The 14,204-nt window shown below is 55.1% G+C and carries 12 protein-coding genes and 1 pseudogene; 11 read left to right on the forward strand and 2 right to left on the reverse strand.

Translation table 11 applies throughout. The annotated features are described in order from the left end of the window. The first annotated feature begins 253 nt into the window (after window positions 1–253). Genes dhaK through dhaM form a run of 3 tightly spaced genes read left to right on the forward strand, consistent with a single transcriptional unit; the run spans window position 254 to window position 3,396 of the window. Complete coding sequence (gene dhaK, locus ACX9GT_RS03625; RefSeq protein WP_473189855.1) at window positions 254–1,321, forward strand: dihydroxyacetone kinase subunit DhaK; 1,068 nt, start codon at window positions 254–256, stop codon at window positions 1,319–1,321. Window positions 1,322–1,330: 9 nt separating this feature from the next. Then, a complete protein-coding gene (gene dhaL / locus ACX9GT_RS03630) occupies window positions 1,331–1,969 on the forward strand; it encodes a dihydroxyacetone kinase subunit DhaL (RefSeq protein ID WP_473189856.1) in 639 nt (212 codons plus the stop codon). Continuing rightward, window positions 1,966–3,396, forward strand: a complete 1,431-nt coding sequence (gene dhaM / locus ACX9GT_RS03635) for a dihydroxyacetone kinase phosphoryl donor subunit DhaM (RefSeq protein ID WP_473189857.1) — start codon at window positions 1,966–1,968, stop codon at window positions 3,394–3,396. Before dhaL ends, dhaM begins: the two co-directional genes overlap by 4 nt. 109 nt (window positions 3,397–3,505) lie before the next feature. On the opposite strand, the pseudogene tolC reads toward dhaM, so the two are convergent. Beyond that, window positions 3,506–4,870, reverse strand: a pseudogene (gene tolC, locus ACX9GT_RS03640) (outer membrane channel protein TolC); the annotation flags it as partial. 285 nt (window positions 4,871–5,155) lie between these two features. On the opposite strand from tolC, the gene nudF reads away from it, so the two are divergent. The 8 genes from nudF (at window position 5,156) to ACX9GT_RS03680 (ending at window position 13,316) form a co-directional block, all read left to right on the forward strand. Continuing rightward, window positions 5,156–5,788 carry an ADP-ribose diphosphatase gene (nudF, locus tag ACX9GT_RS03645; protein WP_459400041.1) on the forward strand — a complete coding sequence of 211 codons (633 nt, stop codon included), beginning with the start codon at window positions 5,156–5,158 and terminating at the stop codon, window positions 5,786–5,788. After that, complete coding sequence (locus ACX9GT_RS03650) at window positions 5,789–6,214, forward strand: DUF1249 family protein (RefSeq protein WP_459400040.1); 426 nt, start codon at window positions 5,789–5,791, stop codon at window positions 6,212–6,214. 27 nt (window positions 6,215–6,241) lie between these two features. After that, window positions 6,242–7,069, forward strand: coding sequence for a 3',5'-cyclic-AMP phosphodiesterase (cpdA, locus tag ACX9GT_RS03655; RefSeq protein ID WP_473189858.1), 828 nt, complete (start codon window positions 6,242–6,244; stop codon window positions 7,067–7,069). Further along, window positions 7,069–7,644, forward strand: coding sequence for an esterase YqiA (gene yqiA, locus ACX9GT_RS03660; RefSeq protein WP_459400038.1), 576 nt, complete (start codon window positions 7,069–7,071; stop codon window positions 7,642–7,644). The genes cpdA and yqiA overlap by 1 nt, the downstream gene beginning before the upstream one ends. A gap of 85 nt (window positions 7,645–7,729) precedes the next feature. After that, complete coding sequence (parE, locus tag ACX9GT_RS03665; protein WP_473189859.1) at window positions 7,730–9,625, forward strand: DNA topoisomerase IV subunit B; 1,896 nt, start codon at window positions 7,730–7,732, stop codon at window positions 9,623–9,625. An 81-nt stretch (window positions 9,626–9,706) separates the two neighbouring features. After that, on the forward strand, window positions 9,707–10,603 hold the full coding sequence (locus tag ACX9GT_RS03670) for a LysR substrate-binding domain-containing protein (protein ID WP_473189860.1): 897 nt from the start codon (window positions 9,707–9,709) through the stop codon (window positions 10,601–10,603). A 256-nt stretch (window positions 10,604–10,859) separates the two neighbouring features. Next, window positions 10,860–11,795 (forward strand): IS110 family RNA-guided transposase, encoded by a 936-nt coding sequence (locus ACX9GT_RS03675; protein ID WP_473189861.1) that lies wholly within the window; start codon window positions 10,860–10,862, stop codon window positions 11,793–11,795. Between the two features lie 147 nt (window positions 11,796–11,942). Next, window positions 11,943–13,316 (forward strand): IS4 family transposase, encoded by a 1,374-nt coding sequence (locus ACX9GT_RS03680; protein WP_473189862.1) that lies wholly within the window; start codon window positions 11,943–11,945, stop codon window positions 13,314–13,316. Window positions 13,317–13,361: 45 nt separating this feature from the next. Here ACX9GT_RS03680 and ACX9GT_RS03685 read toward each other — a convergent pair whose 3' ends face one another. Further along, a complete protein-coding gene (locus ACX9GT_RS03685; protein WP_473189863.1) occupies window positions 13,362–13,943 on the reverse strand; it encodes an NAD(P)H-dependent oxidoreductase in 582 nt (193 codons plus the stop codon). Between the last annotated feature and the right edge of the window lie 261 nt (window positions 13,944–14,204).

The raw sequence follows: 14,204 nt of genomic DNA on the forward strand, positions 1-14,204 counted from the left end.
AGTAGGCCGTAAGGATAGGGGAAAGATGGTCATAATTAAAGCGAAAATGCCCATAGAATCCACTCTTTACGCAGTTATACGTTGCGATGTGCGCCAGTTCGCTTTACGGCGGGAGAAAGCTTTATATGAGTACTGTTATGCAACATCATGCAGCCTGTGATGCTTAAATTTTCTCCAGCCCGCCAACGGGCTCTCGGCGTGTATAGCCAAACTCAATAACGGCGTATCGGCATTTCCAACAGAGGAGTGAATCGTGAAAAAGCTGATCAATAAGGTTGAGTCGGTACTGAACGAACAGTTGCTGGGCATGGGCGAAGCCCACCCGGAACTGCTGGTGCATCAGGAGCCGGTATTTGTGACCCGTGCAGCAGGGCCGATTCCCGGCAAAGTGGCGATCCTGTCCGGCGGCGGGAGTGGCCATGAACCGATGCACTGTGGTTTTGTCGGGGAAGGAATGCTGGATGGCGCTTGCCCGGGGGAGATTTTCACTTCACCGACGCCAGATAACATGTACGAATGTGGTCAGGCTATCGACGGCGGCGCTGGCGTCTTGCTGATCATCAAGAACTATACCGGCGACGTAATGAATTTTGAGACGGCGACCGAATTATTACACGACAGCGGCATGATGGTGGCAACCGTGTTGGTAGATGACGACGTGGCGGTCAAAGACAGCCTATTTACCGCCGGGCGGCGTGGTGTGGCCAACACGGTGCTGATGGAGAAGCTGCTTGGCGCAGCGGCGGTAAGGGGCGATGACTTGGATGCCCTGGTGGCGCTGGGCCACAAAATCAACAACCAGGGGCATTCGATCGGTATCGCACTCGGTGCCTGTACCGTTCCGGCTGCTGGCAGGCCATCGTTTACTTTGGCAGACAACGAGATGGAGTTTGGTGTGGGGATCCATGGCGAACCGGGCATCGAACGGCGGCCATTCACGACTCTCAACCAGGCCGTCGATGATATGTTCCATACCCTGATTGAACACGGCCCTTATCAGCGCCAGAACCGCGTTTGGGATCGCACACCTGGGGAGTGGCGCGATGAAAGCCAGAGCAAGCGGGCTCTAGCACGCGGCGATCGGGTCATTGCGCTGGTGAATAATCTGGGGGCCACGCCGCTTTCCGAATTGTATGGCGTTTACCACCGTTTGGCAGAGCGCTGTGCAGAGGCAGGGGTGATCATTGAACGTAATCTGGTGGGTTCATACTGCACCTCGCTGGATATGCAGGGGGTTTCCATCACTTTGCTGCAAGTGGATGACGAGTTGTTATCACTGTGGGATGCGCCGGTGAAAACCCCTGCGCTGCGCTGGGGTTGAGGAGAAAACATGACGTTAAGCAAACAACAGGTGGTGGACTGGTTGCTGCGTTGCGCTGAGGTTTTTACCCGCGAGCGTGATTTTTTAACTCAGTTGGATACCGACATTGGCGACGGTGACCACGGCCTGAACATGAGCCGTGGTTTTAATAAAGTGGTGGAAAAGTTGCCTTCAGTGGCCGATCAAGATATCGGTTCTATTCTGAAGCACACCGGTATGACGCTGCTTTCCAGCGTGGGCGGTGCCAGTGGCCCGCTGTTCGGTACTTTTTTTATCCGCGCGGCACAGGCAGCCAATGCCAAGCAAAGCCTGGATCTGGCGGAGTTGCAACAGGTAATCCAGGAAGGTGTTGCGGGAGTGGTGATGCGCGGCAAGGCGGAACCGGGGGATAAGACTCTGTGTGATGTTTGGTGGCCGGTGTTAGCCAGTCTAGGCCAGTCGGTGCAGCAACAGCTTAGTATGGTGCAGGCTCTACAGCAGGCCGCCTTGTGTGCTGAACTGGCGGTGCAGGCCACGATCCCCATGCAAGCGCGCAAAGGGCGTGCCAGCTATTTGGGCGAGCGCAGTATCGGCCATCAGGATCCGGGGGCGACCTCGGTCATGTTGCTGATAAAAGCGTTGGCTGAGGTAGTGGAGGAGGCCGGATGATCAATATCGTTATCGTTTCACACAGTGCTCAACTGGCGCGTGGCGTAGAGGAGCTTGCCCGGCAGATGATGCGTGGCGACGGCTGCAAATTGGCACTGGCTGCGGGGATCGACGATGCCGATCATCCGATCGGCACGGATGCGATCAACGTCATGGCAGCGATCGAGTCGGTATCCGAGGGGGATGGGATCCTGGTGCTGATGGATCTTGGCAGCGCGTTGTTGAGTGCGGAAACGGCGCTTGATCTGCTGGATCCGCAACTGGCCGCCAAGGTGGTGCTGTGTTCTGCACCACTGGTGGAAGGCACGCTGGCGGCGGTCGTCGCGGCCAACTCCGGGGGTAGCTTGGAACAGGTGATGGCAGAAGCGCAGGGCGCGCTGCTGGCTAAACAGGTGCAACTCTGTGAGGGCAAGCCCGCTAGCACCCCGGTGGATCTGCCATTGAAAGAGGGCAAAAGCCTGAGTTGGAAGATACGCAACCCGCATGGTCTGCATGCCCGCCCGGCGGCGCGTTTAGCGGAGGTGCTAGCACCCTTTGATGCGGAACTGGTATTGGAAAAACACGGCCAATGCGCCAGCCCCCTGAGCCTGAATCAGCTAGCACTGTTGCAAATCCATCAGGGTGACACCATCCGCCTGATCGCCAATGGCCCGCAGGCGGATGCCGCGCTGGCCGCATTCAAGGCATTGGCGGAGCAGCATTTTGGCGAGACGGTTTCTGAACCGCAACAGCCTTCGTTGCACGGTATCCCGGTAGAAGATAGCGTCAGCAGCGGTCCGATCTGGCAGGTTTTCAGCTTTTGGCCGCAGATGAGCGTGCGGCTGGCGGCGTCAGACAATGCACTGCATGAGCAGCAGCGGTTGCGCATCGCTTTGCAGCACACGTTGAGCGATCTTAACAAACTGGCGGATCGCACCGCTATGCTGGTGGGTAAAGCGCAGGCGGCGATATTCGGGGCTCACAGCATGTTGCTGGACGATCCAGATCTGCAACAGGCAGCCTATACCCGCATCGCCCAGGAACGCTGTAGTGCCGAACAGGCGTGGCAACAGGAACTGGAGCAGATTGCTGCTGGATGTTTGGCACTGGAGGATGAGTATCTGCGCGCGCGTGAACAAGATGTGCGCGACATATTGCGCCGCACGTTGAGCCACTTGCAGCAGCAGCCGATCCCGCCGATCGCTCTCAGCGCGCCATCCATTCTGGTGATGGATGAACTGATGCCTTCGGATGTGGTGATGCTCGATCGGCGGATGGTGCTCGGTATCTGCCTGAGTGGTGGTCATGCGTTATCGCATTCCGCTATTCTGGCGAAAGCGATGGGGATCCCGATGGTGGTGGGTATGCACGATTGCATGAGCAAAACCCGCACCGGGCAGAAAGCGATGCTGGATGCCGCGCGTGGAGTGTTACAGCTTAGCTATTAGTTACTGGTGACGAGGGACAATCAACGTTGGCAGGGGAATAAAAAACGGGGCCCGACATGGCCGAGCCCCGTGATGCTTACAACGATCAGTTACGCGTCATATTGCCGCTTGCGGGCTGTGCCGCGGTTTCGGGTGCTACGACGTCCGGGGAGGTCGAGGTAGGTTTACCCAACACGCCATTCATCATCATCAGATCGTTTTCATTCAGCGTACCGAGCGCCGATTTGATGTTCAACTGATTGATCAGATAGGAGTAACGCGCGCTGGAAAGCTGCTGCTTGGCGTTATACAGCGTGGTGGTAGCATTCAGCACGTCGACGATGGTACGTGTGCCCACCTCATAACCGGCTTCGGTCGCGTCCAGTGAACTCTGGGCAGAGATCACCGCCTGTTTGTAAGCGTTGATGCTGCTGACAGAGGCAGAGACGTTGTTGAAAGAAGAACGCACGGTTTGCACTACGCTGCGGTGCGCGCTTTCTAACTGCTCACTGGCACCGACAAAGTTGTACTGCGCCTGTTGCACCCGCGAGTTGGTCACACCACCGTTATACAGTGGCAGGTTTAAACTGACACCGACCTGGTTTTGACCATTATCCCGGCTAGGCGAAGGGTTGTTGGAACCGCTATTTCTCGTATTGGTAATACCGGTAGATGCAGACACATCAATAGTCGGCATATAGCCGGTTTCTGCCGATTTGATCTGCTCGCGGGCCAGATCCTGGCTCAAGCGCGCAGAAAGCAGGCTCAGGTTGCGTTTCTCGGCTTCTTTCAGCAGGTTATTCACCGCATCCGGGCGTTGAGTGCTGAATTTGTCAGTATTGAGCGAAGCCAGTTCCGGGTAGAAAGTACCGGTGATCTGACGCAGGCTTTCTACCGCGTTATCCAGATTGTTACGCGCGGTCACTTCATTGGCCAGCACGGTATCATAGTTGGAGCGGGCGTTCTGCACATCGGTAATCGCCACCAGGCCCACGTTAAAGCGCTGGGTGGTCTGATCCAGAGTACGGTAAACCGCCAGTTTGTTGGCCTGAACATAAGACAGCGAATCAATCGCCTGCAATACGTTGAAGTAGGCGGTGGCAGTATCAAGGATTAACTTCTGAGAAGCGGTCTGGAAAGTGACATCCGAAATACCGGCGGTTTTTTCCTGTAGCGTCAGCGCACGCCATTTGGACATATCAAAAATGGTCTGGGTCAGCGCCAGAGAACCGCTGGTGGCATTGCTGTTGACGCCGTTTGCATCACGGAAACCGTTGGTATGGTTGTAACCGGCAGATAATCCAAGCTGTGGCAGCAGCGGGCTGCGTGCCTCGCTGATTTTTTCGAACGCCGCATCACGGTCAGCAGCCGTTTTACGCAGATCAGGGTTACTTTCCCTCGCCTGTTTGTAAACCTGCAACAGGTTTTCTGCTTGGCTCATTGCACTGAAGCCACCCAGGCTCAGTCCGATAAGAAGGGGGAGCAGTTTCTTCATTTGCATTCCTTGTTGTGCAGCAATATTGCTATGTTAGCGCTGACGATAGACGAAATAGTTGCCGATTCTAGCAGAGTCCGCTGATGGCTTAAGTTGGCTTAATGTGCCATCTCACAGAACTTTTACCTTTCAGGACGCTACGTTGACCTACGCTTGACTGTTTGCACATGCATCACCTGATATCATGGTTCACAATCTATCACAAAGCCGGGGAAGATGACCTTGCCGTTTCTGTCATCAAAACTGTTTATTTTACCGGCATACTTACACAGGAGAATGCGCCAGATGAACCGCTTGCAACCTTCGCCCGTTACTTTTGATGAAAATGATGTAGAAATTATTGCACGTGAGACGCTATATCGTGGTTTTTTTTCGCTTAATTTATACCGGTTTCGTCACCGTTTGTTCAATGGTGAAATGAGCGGCGAGGTAAAACGCGAGATTTTTGAGCGCGGCCATGCGGCTGTGCTGCTACCCTATGACCCGGTGCGTGACGAAGTGGTATTGATTGAACAACTGCGTATTGCGGCGATCGATACCTCGGTTTCCCCTTGGCTGCTGGAAATGGTGGCGGGTATTATCGAAACCGGGGAAAGCGTTGAGGATGTCTGCCGCCGTGAAGCGCTGGAAGAGGCCGGTGTTGTGGTCGGGCGCTGCAAGCCGGTGCTGAGTTACTTGGCCAGCCCCGGCGGCACCAGCGAGCGCCTATCGATCATGGTGGGTGAAGTCGACGCTCTGACGGCGGAAGGGATCCATGGACTGGAAGAAGAGAATGAAGACATCCGTGTCCACGTGGTCAGCCGTGAGCAGGCTTACCGCTGGGTTGAAGAAGGCGCGATTGACAACGCCGCATCAGTGATTGCATTGCAGTGGCTGGCGTTGCACCATCAATCGCTTAAAGCAGAATGGGTCGACTGAATGCAAAAGCGCTATACCCCTGATTTTCCGGAAATGATGAGATTGTGTGAAACCAATTTCGCACAATTACGCCGTTTGCTGCCGCGCAACGACGAAGTGGGTGAAATCGTGACTTATCAGGTGAACGGCGCCAGTTATCGTCTGACTATTGTTGAATCTACGCGTTATACCTCGCTGGTGGAAATTGAGCAGATTGCGCCTGCGGTCAGCTACTGGAGCCTGCCTGCCATGACGGTGCGGCTGTATTATGACGCGATGGTTGCGGAAGTGTGTTCCAGCCAGCAGATCTACCGATTTAAAGCGCGTTATGATTATCCGAATAAAAAGTTGCATCAACGTGACGAAAAGCATCAAATTAACCAGTTTCTTGCTGATTGGTTGCGCTATTGTTTAGCGCATGGAGCGGTGGCGGTTCCGGTTTGTTAGACAGACTGCAATAACAAAGGACACCATTTGGAAAGCCTGTTGAAACTGCCCGTGGTGAGTGGGGAAACGGTCAGGATCCTGCAAATAACTGATACCCACCTTTTTGCTGGCAAAAATGAGACCTTGCTGGGCATCAATACCTATTCCAGCTATCACGCCGTGCTGGATGCGATCATCGCCCAGCAGTGGGAGAGCGATCTGATCGTGGCGACCGGCGATCTGGCACAGGATCATTCACTGGCCGCCTACCGGCATTTTGCTGAAGGTATTATTCGCTTGCCCGCTCCCTGTGTGTGGCTGCCGGGTAATCACGATTTCCAACCGGCGATGGTTGACGCACTGGCGGCCGCCAGGATCACCCCTTCAAAGCATATTTTGCTGGGGGATAACTGGCAGGTGCTGCTGTTGGACAGCCAGGTGTTCGGCGTGCCGCACGGCGAACTGAGCGACTACCAGTTGGAATGGATGGAGCGTTGCCTCACGGCTTACCCAGAGCGCTATACGTTGCTGTTGCTGCATCACCATCCGTTCCCTTGTGGCTGTAGCTGGCTCGATCAGCACAGCCTGCGCAACTCGCACATGCTGGCTGCGGCGCTGGTGCGTTATCCGAAAGTGAATACCCTGCTGTGCGGGCATATTCACCAGGAACTGGATCTCGACTGGCAAGGGCGTCGCCTGCTGGCTTCTCCCTCTACCTGCGTGCAATTCAAACCGCACTGCACCAATTTTACTATCGACGAAGTCTCCCCTGGCTGGCGCTACCTTGATCTGCTGCCCGATGGCCGCGTGGAAACCCAGGTATTCCGGCTGGAAAACGACGATTTCCGCCCCGATATGGACTCGGACGGCTACTGATGCCTTCAACATTACTTTATCTGCACGGCTTTAACAGTTCGCCGCTCTCGGCCAAGGCAACCTCTTTCAAGGCGTGGCTGGCTGAGCATCACCCAGAGATCGACATGCTGGTGCCGCAGCTGCCGCCTTACCCGGAAGACGCAGCCGAAATGCTCGAAAATCTGGTTATGGAGCGTGCTGGCCATACGTTGGGCGTGGTGGGTTCCTCATTAGGGGGTTACTACGCCACCTGGCTGTCGCAGTGTTTTGCGTTGCCCGCGGTGGTGGTTAACCCGGCGGTGAAGCCGTTTGAGCTGTTGATCGACTATCTCGGGCCAAACGAGAACCCCTACACCGGCCAGCAATATGTGTTAGAGTCACGCCACGTTTACGATCTGAAAGTGATGCAGATCGATCCCTTGGAGTCGCCGGATTTAATCTGGTTGCTACAACAAACGGGCGATGAAATCCTCGATTACGGCCAGGCTGTGGCTTATTACACCGCCTGTCGGCAAACGGTGGAATCTGGTGGAAACCACGCCTTCGTCGGTTTCGAGCACTACTTCCCCCAGATTGTGGATTTTTTAGGGCTATGACACCGCTGCAACTTCAAGTACCGCAGGTATACTGAAGAGACAGGTGGTTCCAGCACCTCCCCTTAACCACGAAAAATAATCAACGATGACTCAATCCAGCTATAACGCTGATGCCATTGAAGTACTCAGCGGTCTAGAACCAGTGCGCCGCCGTCCCGGTATGTATACCGACACGACGCGCCCGAACCACCTCGGCCAAGAGGTGATTGATAACAGCGTCGATGAAGCGCTGGCGGGCCACGCCAAGCGTATCGATGTGATTCTGCACGCCGATCAGTCACTGGAAGTGATCGACGACGGCCGCGGCATGCCGGTGGATATCCACCCGGAAGAAGGCGTACCGGCGGTTGAGTTGATCATGTGTCGTCTGCACGCGGGCGGTAAATTCTCCAATAAAAACTACCAGTTCTCCGGCGGCCTGCACGGCGTGGGCATCTCGGTGGTCAACGCCCTGTCAAAGCGCGTGGAAGTCAGCGTTAAGCGCGACGGTAACGTCTACGGCATTGCGTTTGAAAACGGCGACAAAGTGCAGGAATTGGCGGTGACCGGTAGCTGCGGCAAACGCAACACCGGCACCAGCATTCACTTCTGGCCTGATGAGCAGTTCTTCGATAGCCCGCGCTTCTCGGTTTCCCGCCTGTCGCACCTGCTGAAAGCCAAAGCGGTGCTGTGCCCCGGCGTTGAAATCTACTTTATCGACAAGCTGAATAACACCGAGCAGCGTTGGTGCTACCAGGATGGCCTCACCGATTATCTGATGGAGGCGGTGAACGGCCTGATTACCCTGCCGGAAAAAGCGTTTGTCGGTAACTTTGCCGGTGATACCGAGGCGGTGGATTGGGCGCTGCTGTGGCTGCCAGAAGGCGGGGAACTGCTGACGGAGAGCTACGTCAACCTGATCCCGACCATGCAGGGCGGTACTCACGTTAACGGTTTGCGTCAGGGCTTGCTGGATGCGATGCGTGAATTTTGCGAGTTCCGCAATATTCTGCCACGCGGCGTGAAGCTTTCTGCCGAAGATATCTGGGATCGCTGTGCTTACGTGCTGTCGGTGAAAATGCAGGATCCACAATTCGCCGGGCAGACCAAAGAGCGTTTGTCGTCGCGCCAGTGTGCGGCGTTTGTTTCCGGCGTAGTGAAAGATGCCTTCAGCCTGTGGCTGAACCAGAACGTGCAGGCGGCCGAACAACTGGCTGAACTGGCGATCTCCAGCGCCCAGCGCCGTTTGCGTGCGGCGAAAAAAGTGGTGCGTAAAAAACTGACCAGCGGGCCAGCACTGCCGGGCAAACTGGCGGATTGCACCTCGCAGGATCTGAGCATGACCGAACTGTTCCTGGTGGAAGGGGACTCGGCGGGTGGCTCGGCCAAACAGGCACGCGATCGTGAATATCAGGCGATCATGCCGCTGAAAGGGAAGATCCTGAACACCTGGGAAGTCTCTTCTGACGAAGTGCTGGCCTCGCAGGAAGTGCATGATATCTCAGTGGCGATCGGCATCGATCCGGACAGCGAAGATCTCAGCCAACTGCGTTACGGCAAAATCTGTATCCTGGCGGATGCGGACTCCGACGGCCTGCACATCGCCACGCTGTTGTGTGCGCTGTTTGTGCGCCACTTCAGTGCGCTGGTTAAAGGTGGCCACGTCTATGTAGCGATGCCGCCGTTGTATCGCATCGATCTGGGTAAAGAAGTTTATTACGCCCTCGACGAAGAAGAAAAAGCCGGTGTGCTGGATCAATTGAAGCGCAAGAAAGGTAAACCGAACGTCCAGCGTTTCAAAGGGTTGGGCGAGATGAATCCGCTGCAACTGCGTGAAACCACGCTCGATCCCAACACTCGCCGTCTGGTGCAGTTGACCATCGATGACGAGAATACGGATCAAACCATGGCGCTGATGGATATGCTGCTGGCGAAGAAGCGTTCGGAAGATCGCCGCAACTGGCTGCAGGATAAAGGTGACATGGCCGACCTGTCGGTCTGATGCCCAGGGGCCGGGATACCGGCCCCTGCCTCAATCCCGTAGAGGCGCGGCAGACTGCGCCCGATATTCAGGGCGGAAAGCATGAAAATTACCCTCGACGAATTGCTCGCGTTCACTTCGGTGGTCGATAGCGGCTCCATCACCTCCGCTGCGGAACAGCTTGGCCAGACCACTTCTGGCATCAGTCGTGCGCTAAGCCGCCTGGAAAAAAAACTCAACACCACCTTATTACGCCGAACCACCCGCCGCCTGGAACTGACCGAAGAAGGTCAGAGCTTTTTGGCTAATGCGCGTGAGATTATCAACTCGGTGGAGAATGCCGAAGAGCAGATGGCGTTGCGTCGCCAGATCCCGGCCGGTCGGCTGCGGGTCAACGCAGCGGCACCCTTTATGGATCGCGTGATCGTGCCGCTGGTGGCGGGTTTTCGCCAACGTTTTCCGCAGATTGATCTGGAACTGCATACCGATAACCAGATTATCGATCTATTGGAGAAGCGCACCGATATCGCCATTCGCATCGGCACATTGCGCGACTCGACCATCCACGCGCGCCTTCTTGGGGCTAGCCGGTTACGTATTCTCGCCAGCCCGGAATATATTGCCCGCTTCGGTGCTCCGCAGAGCGTTGACGAACTCAATCAGCATTGCCTGCTGGGGTTCACCCAGCCAGAATCGCTGAATCTGTGGCCGTTGCGCAACCAGCAGGCGGAGCATTTTGCCATTACCCCAACGCTGTCGGCGTCCAGCGGTGAAACGCTGCGGCAACTGGCACTAAGTGGAGTAGGCATCGTGCAGTTAGCGGATTTTATGACGCGGGAAGATCAGCGGGAAGGGCGGTTGATAGTGCTACTGGAAGAAGAAACGCTGGACGTGCGCCAGCCAATCAATGCGGTGTATTACCGCAATACGCAATTGGCCGCACGCATTACCTGTTTTCTGGATTATGTCAGCGCAAACCTTGATGTGCAGACGCTGTAGATCTGTGTGAGAGATAAGGGGGCATGCTGCTAACCTTTAAGCCTAACCCTTGTATGTTTAAAGGCACTTAAGTTAGTTAGCCGCCCAAAGGCGGATAGACTTTAACCGAGTTGTACCTGACGCTACAGCCCGATTTCCCTCTGGGACAACAAGCCCGTGGGAGAGCTTATGGCGTGGCGTCAGTTTTCCTGTTAACCCGAACAGCTGCCAGGGCGGCATCAGCCAGCCCGTATCTTACAAGGCCGGGAGACTTGAAATGACTGAACATGCAACCGTCGGTATCGACATTGCCAAAGACACTTTTGACGTATACATCGACCCAACTCGTCAGCTTCTGCATCTGGATAACACACCGGAAGGCCATCAACAGCTGCTGAGTTCGCTCTCTGCCATCACCGTCAAGCTTGTCGTGATGGAGGCGACAGGCAGATATCACTCATTACTGGCCGCCACGCTTGAGTTGGCTGGGTTACCTGTGGCCGTGGTCAATCCACGCCAGGTGAAGAACTTCGCTCGTGCGCTAGGGACCCTGTACAAAACCGACCCGAATGATGCGCGTATCATCTGCGAGTTTGGCCGGAGAATGGAGCCCGAAGCCCGCGCCACACCGGACGAACAGACGCAGCGTCTGGCCGGGATGGTGACCCGCCGTCGCCAACTGGTCGATAACCGGACCATGGAGATAAACCGCTATAAAAGCTGCGATGACGTGGTGGTCTCAGCGGGCATCAAGCGGCATATCGACTGGCTGACCGCTGAAATCCGGGATGCCGATGACGACATCGACAGGCAAATAAAAGTAATGCCTCTGTGGCAGGAAAAGGCGACGTTGTTGGAGGAAGTCAAAGGTATCGGGCCGACAACGATGGCGGTGCTTCTTGCGATGTTGCCGGAGCTGGGGAAGCTGAATCGGCACAAGATAAGCGCGTTGGTTGGCGTGTGTCCCTATGCCCATGACAGTGGAAAAATGAAAGGGAAGCGAAGTATCTGGGGAGGGCGAAGCGCGGTGCGTTCAGCGCTATACATGGCGACCTTGTCAGCGGTGCGGTACAACCCGACAATCCGGGAGTTCTACGAGCGCCTGACAGGGCGTGGAAAACCGTTCAAGGTGGCGGTGACCGCCTGCGTGAGAAAGCTGCTAACCATCCTGAATGCGATGTTGCGGGATAATAAAAAATGGGTGACAAATTAATCATCACCCGTTGACTTTAAACACAGCTGCTCTCCCTTGGGGAGCTGTCTCTTATACACAACTCCCCGACATACTCGTCGGGGGTTTTTGAACTTTTTTCCTGTCTGTTGATCTGTTTTGATATTCTCCCTTCCTTCGGTTTTTAGTATGGTGCTTTCTGATTGTGATTCATGGGCTCAAGACACTTTCGGTCTTGCTCAACTCGGCGACAAACGCAGGACTCATCGCCTGGTGAAACTCACTGCTTCACTGGCTCAACACACAGGACTTTCTATTGTGAAATCATCACATTCCCCTGCCGAAGTCGAAGGCGCATACCGCCTCATGCGTAACCCCAATGTCTCGCCGGAAGCCGTCGCTGATGCGGGTTTCATCGCAACGGCAAGCGCCGCCAAAGAGCACCCACTTCTCCTTGCATTAGAGGACACGACTTCCATCAACTTCAGTCATCCCACGGCTTTTGACGAACTCGGCAATACAACGACCAGCCCTAAAATACGGGGGCTACTGGCGCATTCTGTCTTGCTTTACTCACCCAAAACGGCACAAGTGGTGGGCCTTATCGACCAGCAGCGCTGGAGTCGTGACATCGCTGAATACGGTAAGAAACACCAGCGAAAACAACACGCTTACGAAGAAAAAGAAAGTTACAAATGGCAGCAGGCGTCTGAACTCATGGCGCAGCGGCTCGGCGATACGCAACAGCAAGTTATCTCGGTCTGTGACCGGGAAGCCGATATCTGGCATTACCTCGACTATAAAATCAGCCAGGGCCAGCGCTTCGTCGTCCGGGCGGCACAAAATCGCCGGCTTGAAGACAGCAGTGATAAACTCTTCGAGTTGCCTGCCACACTCACACAAACAGGCAGCCATTGGCTGAATGTCGTTCAAAAAGGAGGGCGCGCAGCCCGTCAGGCACAGATGTTCGTCAGTTACTGTCCTGTTGAAATAAAACGTCCAAACCAGCCCGGAGCCTCCGTACCGTTGACGTATATCTGCTGCCGTGAAGAAGAGCCGGAAGGAGCCTGCTGGCATCTGTTAACCTCAGAAAAAGTGGGCTCGGCAGCAGAAGCGCGCGTCATCATCAGCTACTACGAACGTCGCTGGTTAATAGAGGAATATCACAAAGCGTGGAAAAGTGGTGGGACGCAGGTTGAGGCGTCTCGCATGCAAAGCCGGGCCAATCTGGAACGTATGGTGGTCATTCTTGCCTTTATTGCGGTTCGGGTGTTGGCGTTGCGTCAGGGCGGGCTGAGCGAAGAGACGTTGAATGCGTCCTGTGAACGCGTCTTAAGCCCAATAGAATGGAAACTGCTGTGGGTAAAACAGGAAGGAAAAGCGTTACCGAAGCAAGCGCCGACGCTGAAATGGGCGTATCTGAATCTGGCAAAACTGGGGCACTGGTATGACAGCAAACGAACGGGCCGTGCGGGCTGGGTAGTGATGTGGGAAGGCTGGTTCAAGCTTCAGGATATCGTTGAAGGGTATAATCTCGCGAAGTCTCTTGATCAGGAGATCTGATCAAGAGACAGCCCTGTGGGAGAGGGTTAGGGTGAGGGGCGACGCTTAAGCAAAAACCTCAGCCAGATGCGAGCGGAAACGTGCGATGTCACTCGCGATATCCGGCTGCTTAATCACATCATTACAGATAAAGGTCGGCAGAGCGTCCATTCCCAGGAACTGGTTGGCCTTATGGAAGTGCAGATAAACCCCGTCAACCCCTACGCCTTCGAAGAACTGCTCTGGATCGGTAAAGGCTTGCAGCGGAGCGTTCCAGGTCAGGCTCAGCATATATTTTTTACCCTGAATCAGGCCGCCGGAACCGTATTTTTTCGCCGCATCGGCGCGGGTGCGGCCATCGCTGGCGTACAGGCTACCGTGGCCAGCGGTGAACACTTCATCGATGTATTTTTTCAGGATCCAGGGCTCACCCATCCACCAGCCAGGCATCTGATAGATCACCGCATCGGCCCACAGGTATTTTTGTACTTCGGTTTCAATGTCGTAGCCATCATCGACCACGGTGACCTGCACATCGTGCTTGCCATCGCGCAGAAAGCTTTCCGCTACGTCGCTCAGAGTTTGGTTTAGTTCGCCGTTGGAATGGCCGAATTGTTTCTTGGCGTTAATAATCAGGATATTGCTCATCGGTTCACTGCCCCTGTCAGAATCAGAATAGGTTATGACCACCGCCTAGTAGGGTCGCCATATTGCTGAAACGGAGTGTAATCTTTTACACCTCAGGGAAAAATGCGAACTGGCGCACAACAGTGTTGACTGTGAGTCAATAAAGAGAGCCGTCGATGGCAGGGTTTTGCATAAAATAGATAAATTATCGATGCCGCTGGGCGATCACTGCGCCATCTGTGACAGCTACCCTGCAGATGAGTTACTATCGCGACCAGAATC

The sequence above is a fragment of the Serratia sp. YWN4 genome (assembly GCF_055790845.1).

Excerpts from the sequence above, each read along its gene's own strand:
- ACX9GT_RS03685 (WP_473189863.1), bottom strand. The coding sequence starts at position 13,943 with ATGAGCAATATCCTGATTATTAACGCCAAGAAACAATTCGGCCATTCC.
- ACX9GT_RS03680 (WP_473189862.1), top strand. The coding sequence starts at position 11,943 with ATGGTGCTTTCTGATTGTGATTCATGGGCTCAAGACACTTTCGGTCTT.
- yqiA (WP_459400038.1), top strand. The coding sequence starts at position 7,069 with ATGCCTTCAACATTACTTTATCTGCACGGCTTTAACAGTTCGCCGCTC.
- nudF (WP_459400041.1), top strand. The coding sequence starts at position 5,156 with ATGAACCGCTTGCAACCTTCGCCCGTTACTTTTGATGAAAATGATGTA.
- ACX9GT_RS03650 (WP_459400040.1), top strand. The coding sequence starts at position 5,789 with ATGCAAAAGCGCTATACCCCTGATTTTCCGGAAATGATGAGATTGTGT.
- ACX9GT_RS03675 (WP_473189861.1), top strand. The coding sequence starts at position 10,860 with ATGACTGAACATGCAACCGTCGGTATCGACATTGCCAAAGACACTTTT.
- ACX9GT_RS03670 (WP_473189860.1), top strand. The coding sequence starts at position 9,707 with ATGAAAATTACCCTCGACGAATTGCTCGCGTTCACTTCGGTGGTCGAT.
- dhaM (WP_473189857.1), top strand. The coding sequence starts at position 1,966 with ATGATCAATATCGTTATCGTTTCACACAGTGCTCAACTGGCGCGTGGC.
- parE (WP_473189859.1), top strand. The coding sequence starts at position 7,730 with ATGACTCAATCCAGCTATAACGCTGATGCCATTGAAGTACTCAGCGGT.
- dhaL (WP_473189856.1), top strand. The coding sequence starts at position 1,331 with ATGACGTTAAGCAAACAACAGGTGGTGGACTGGTTGCTGCGTTGCGCT.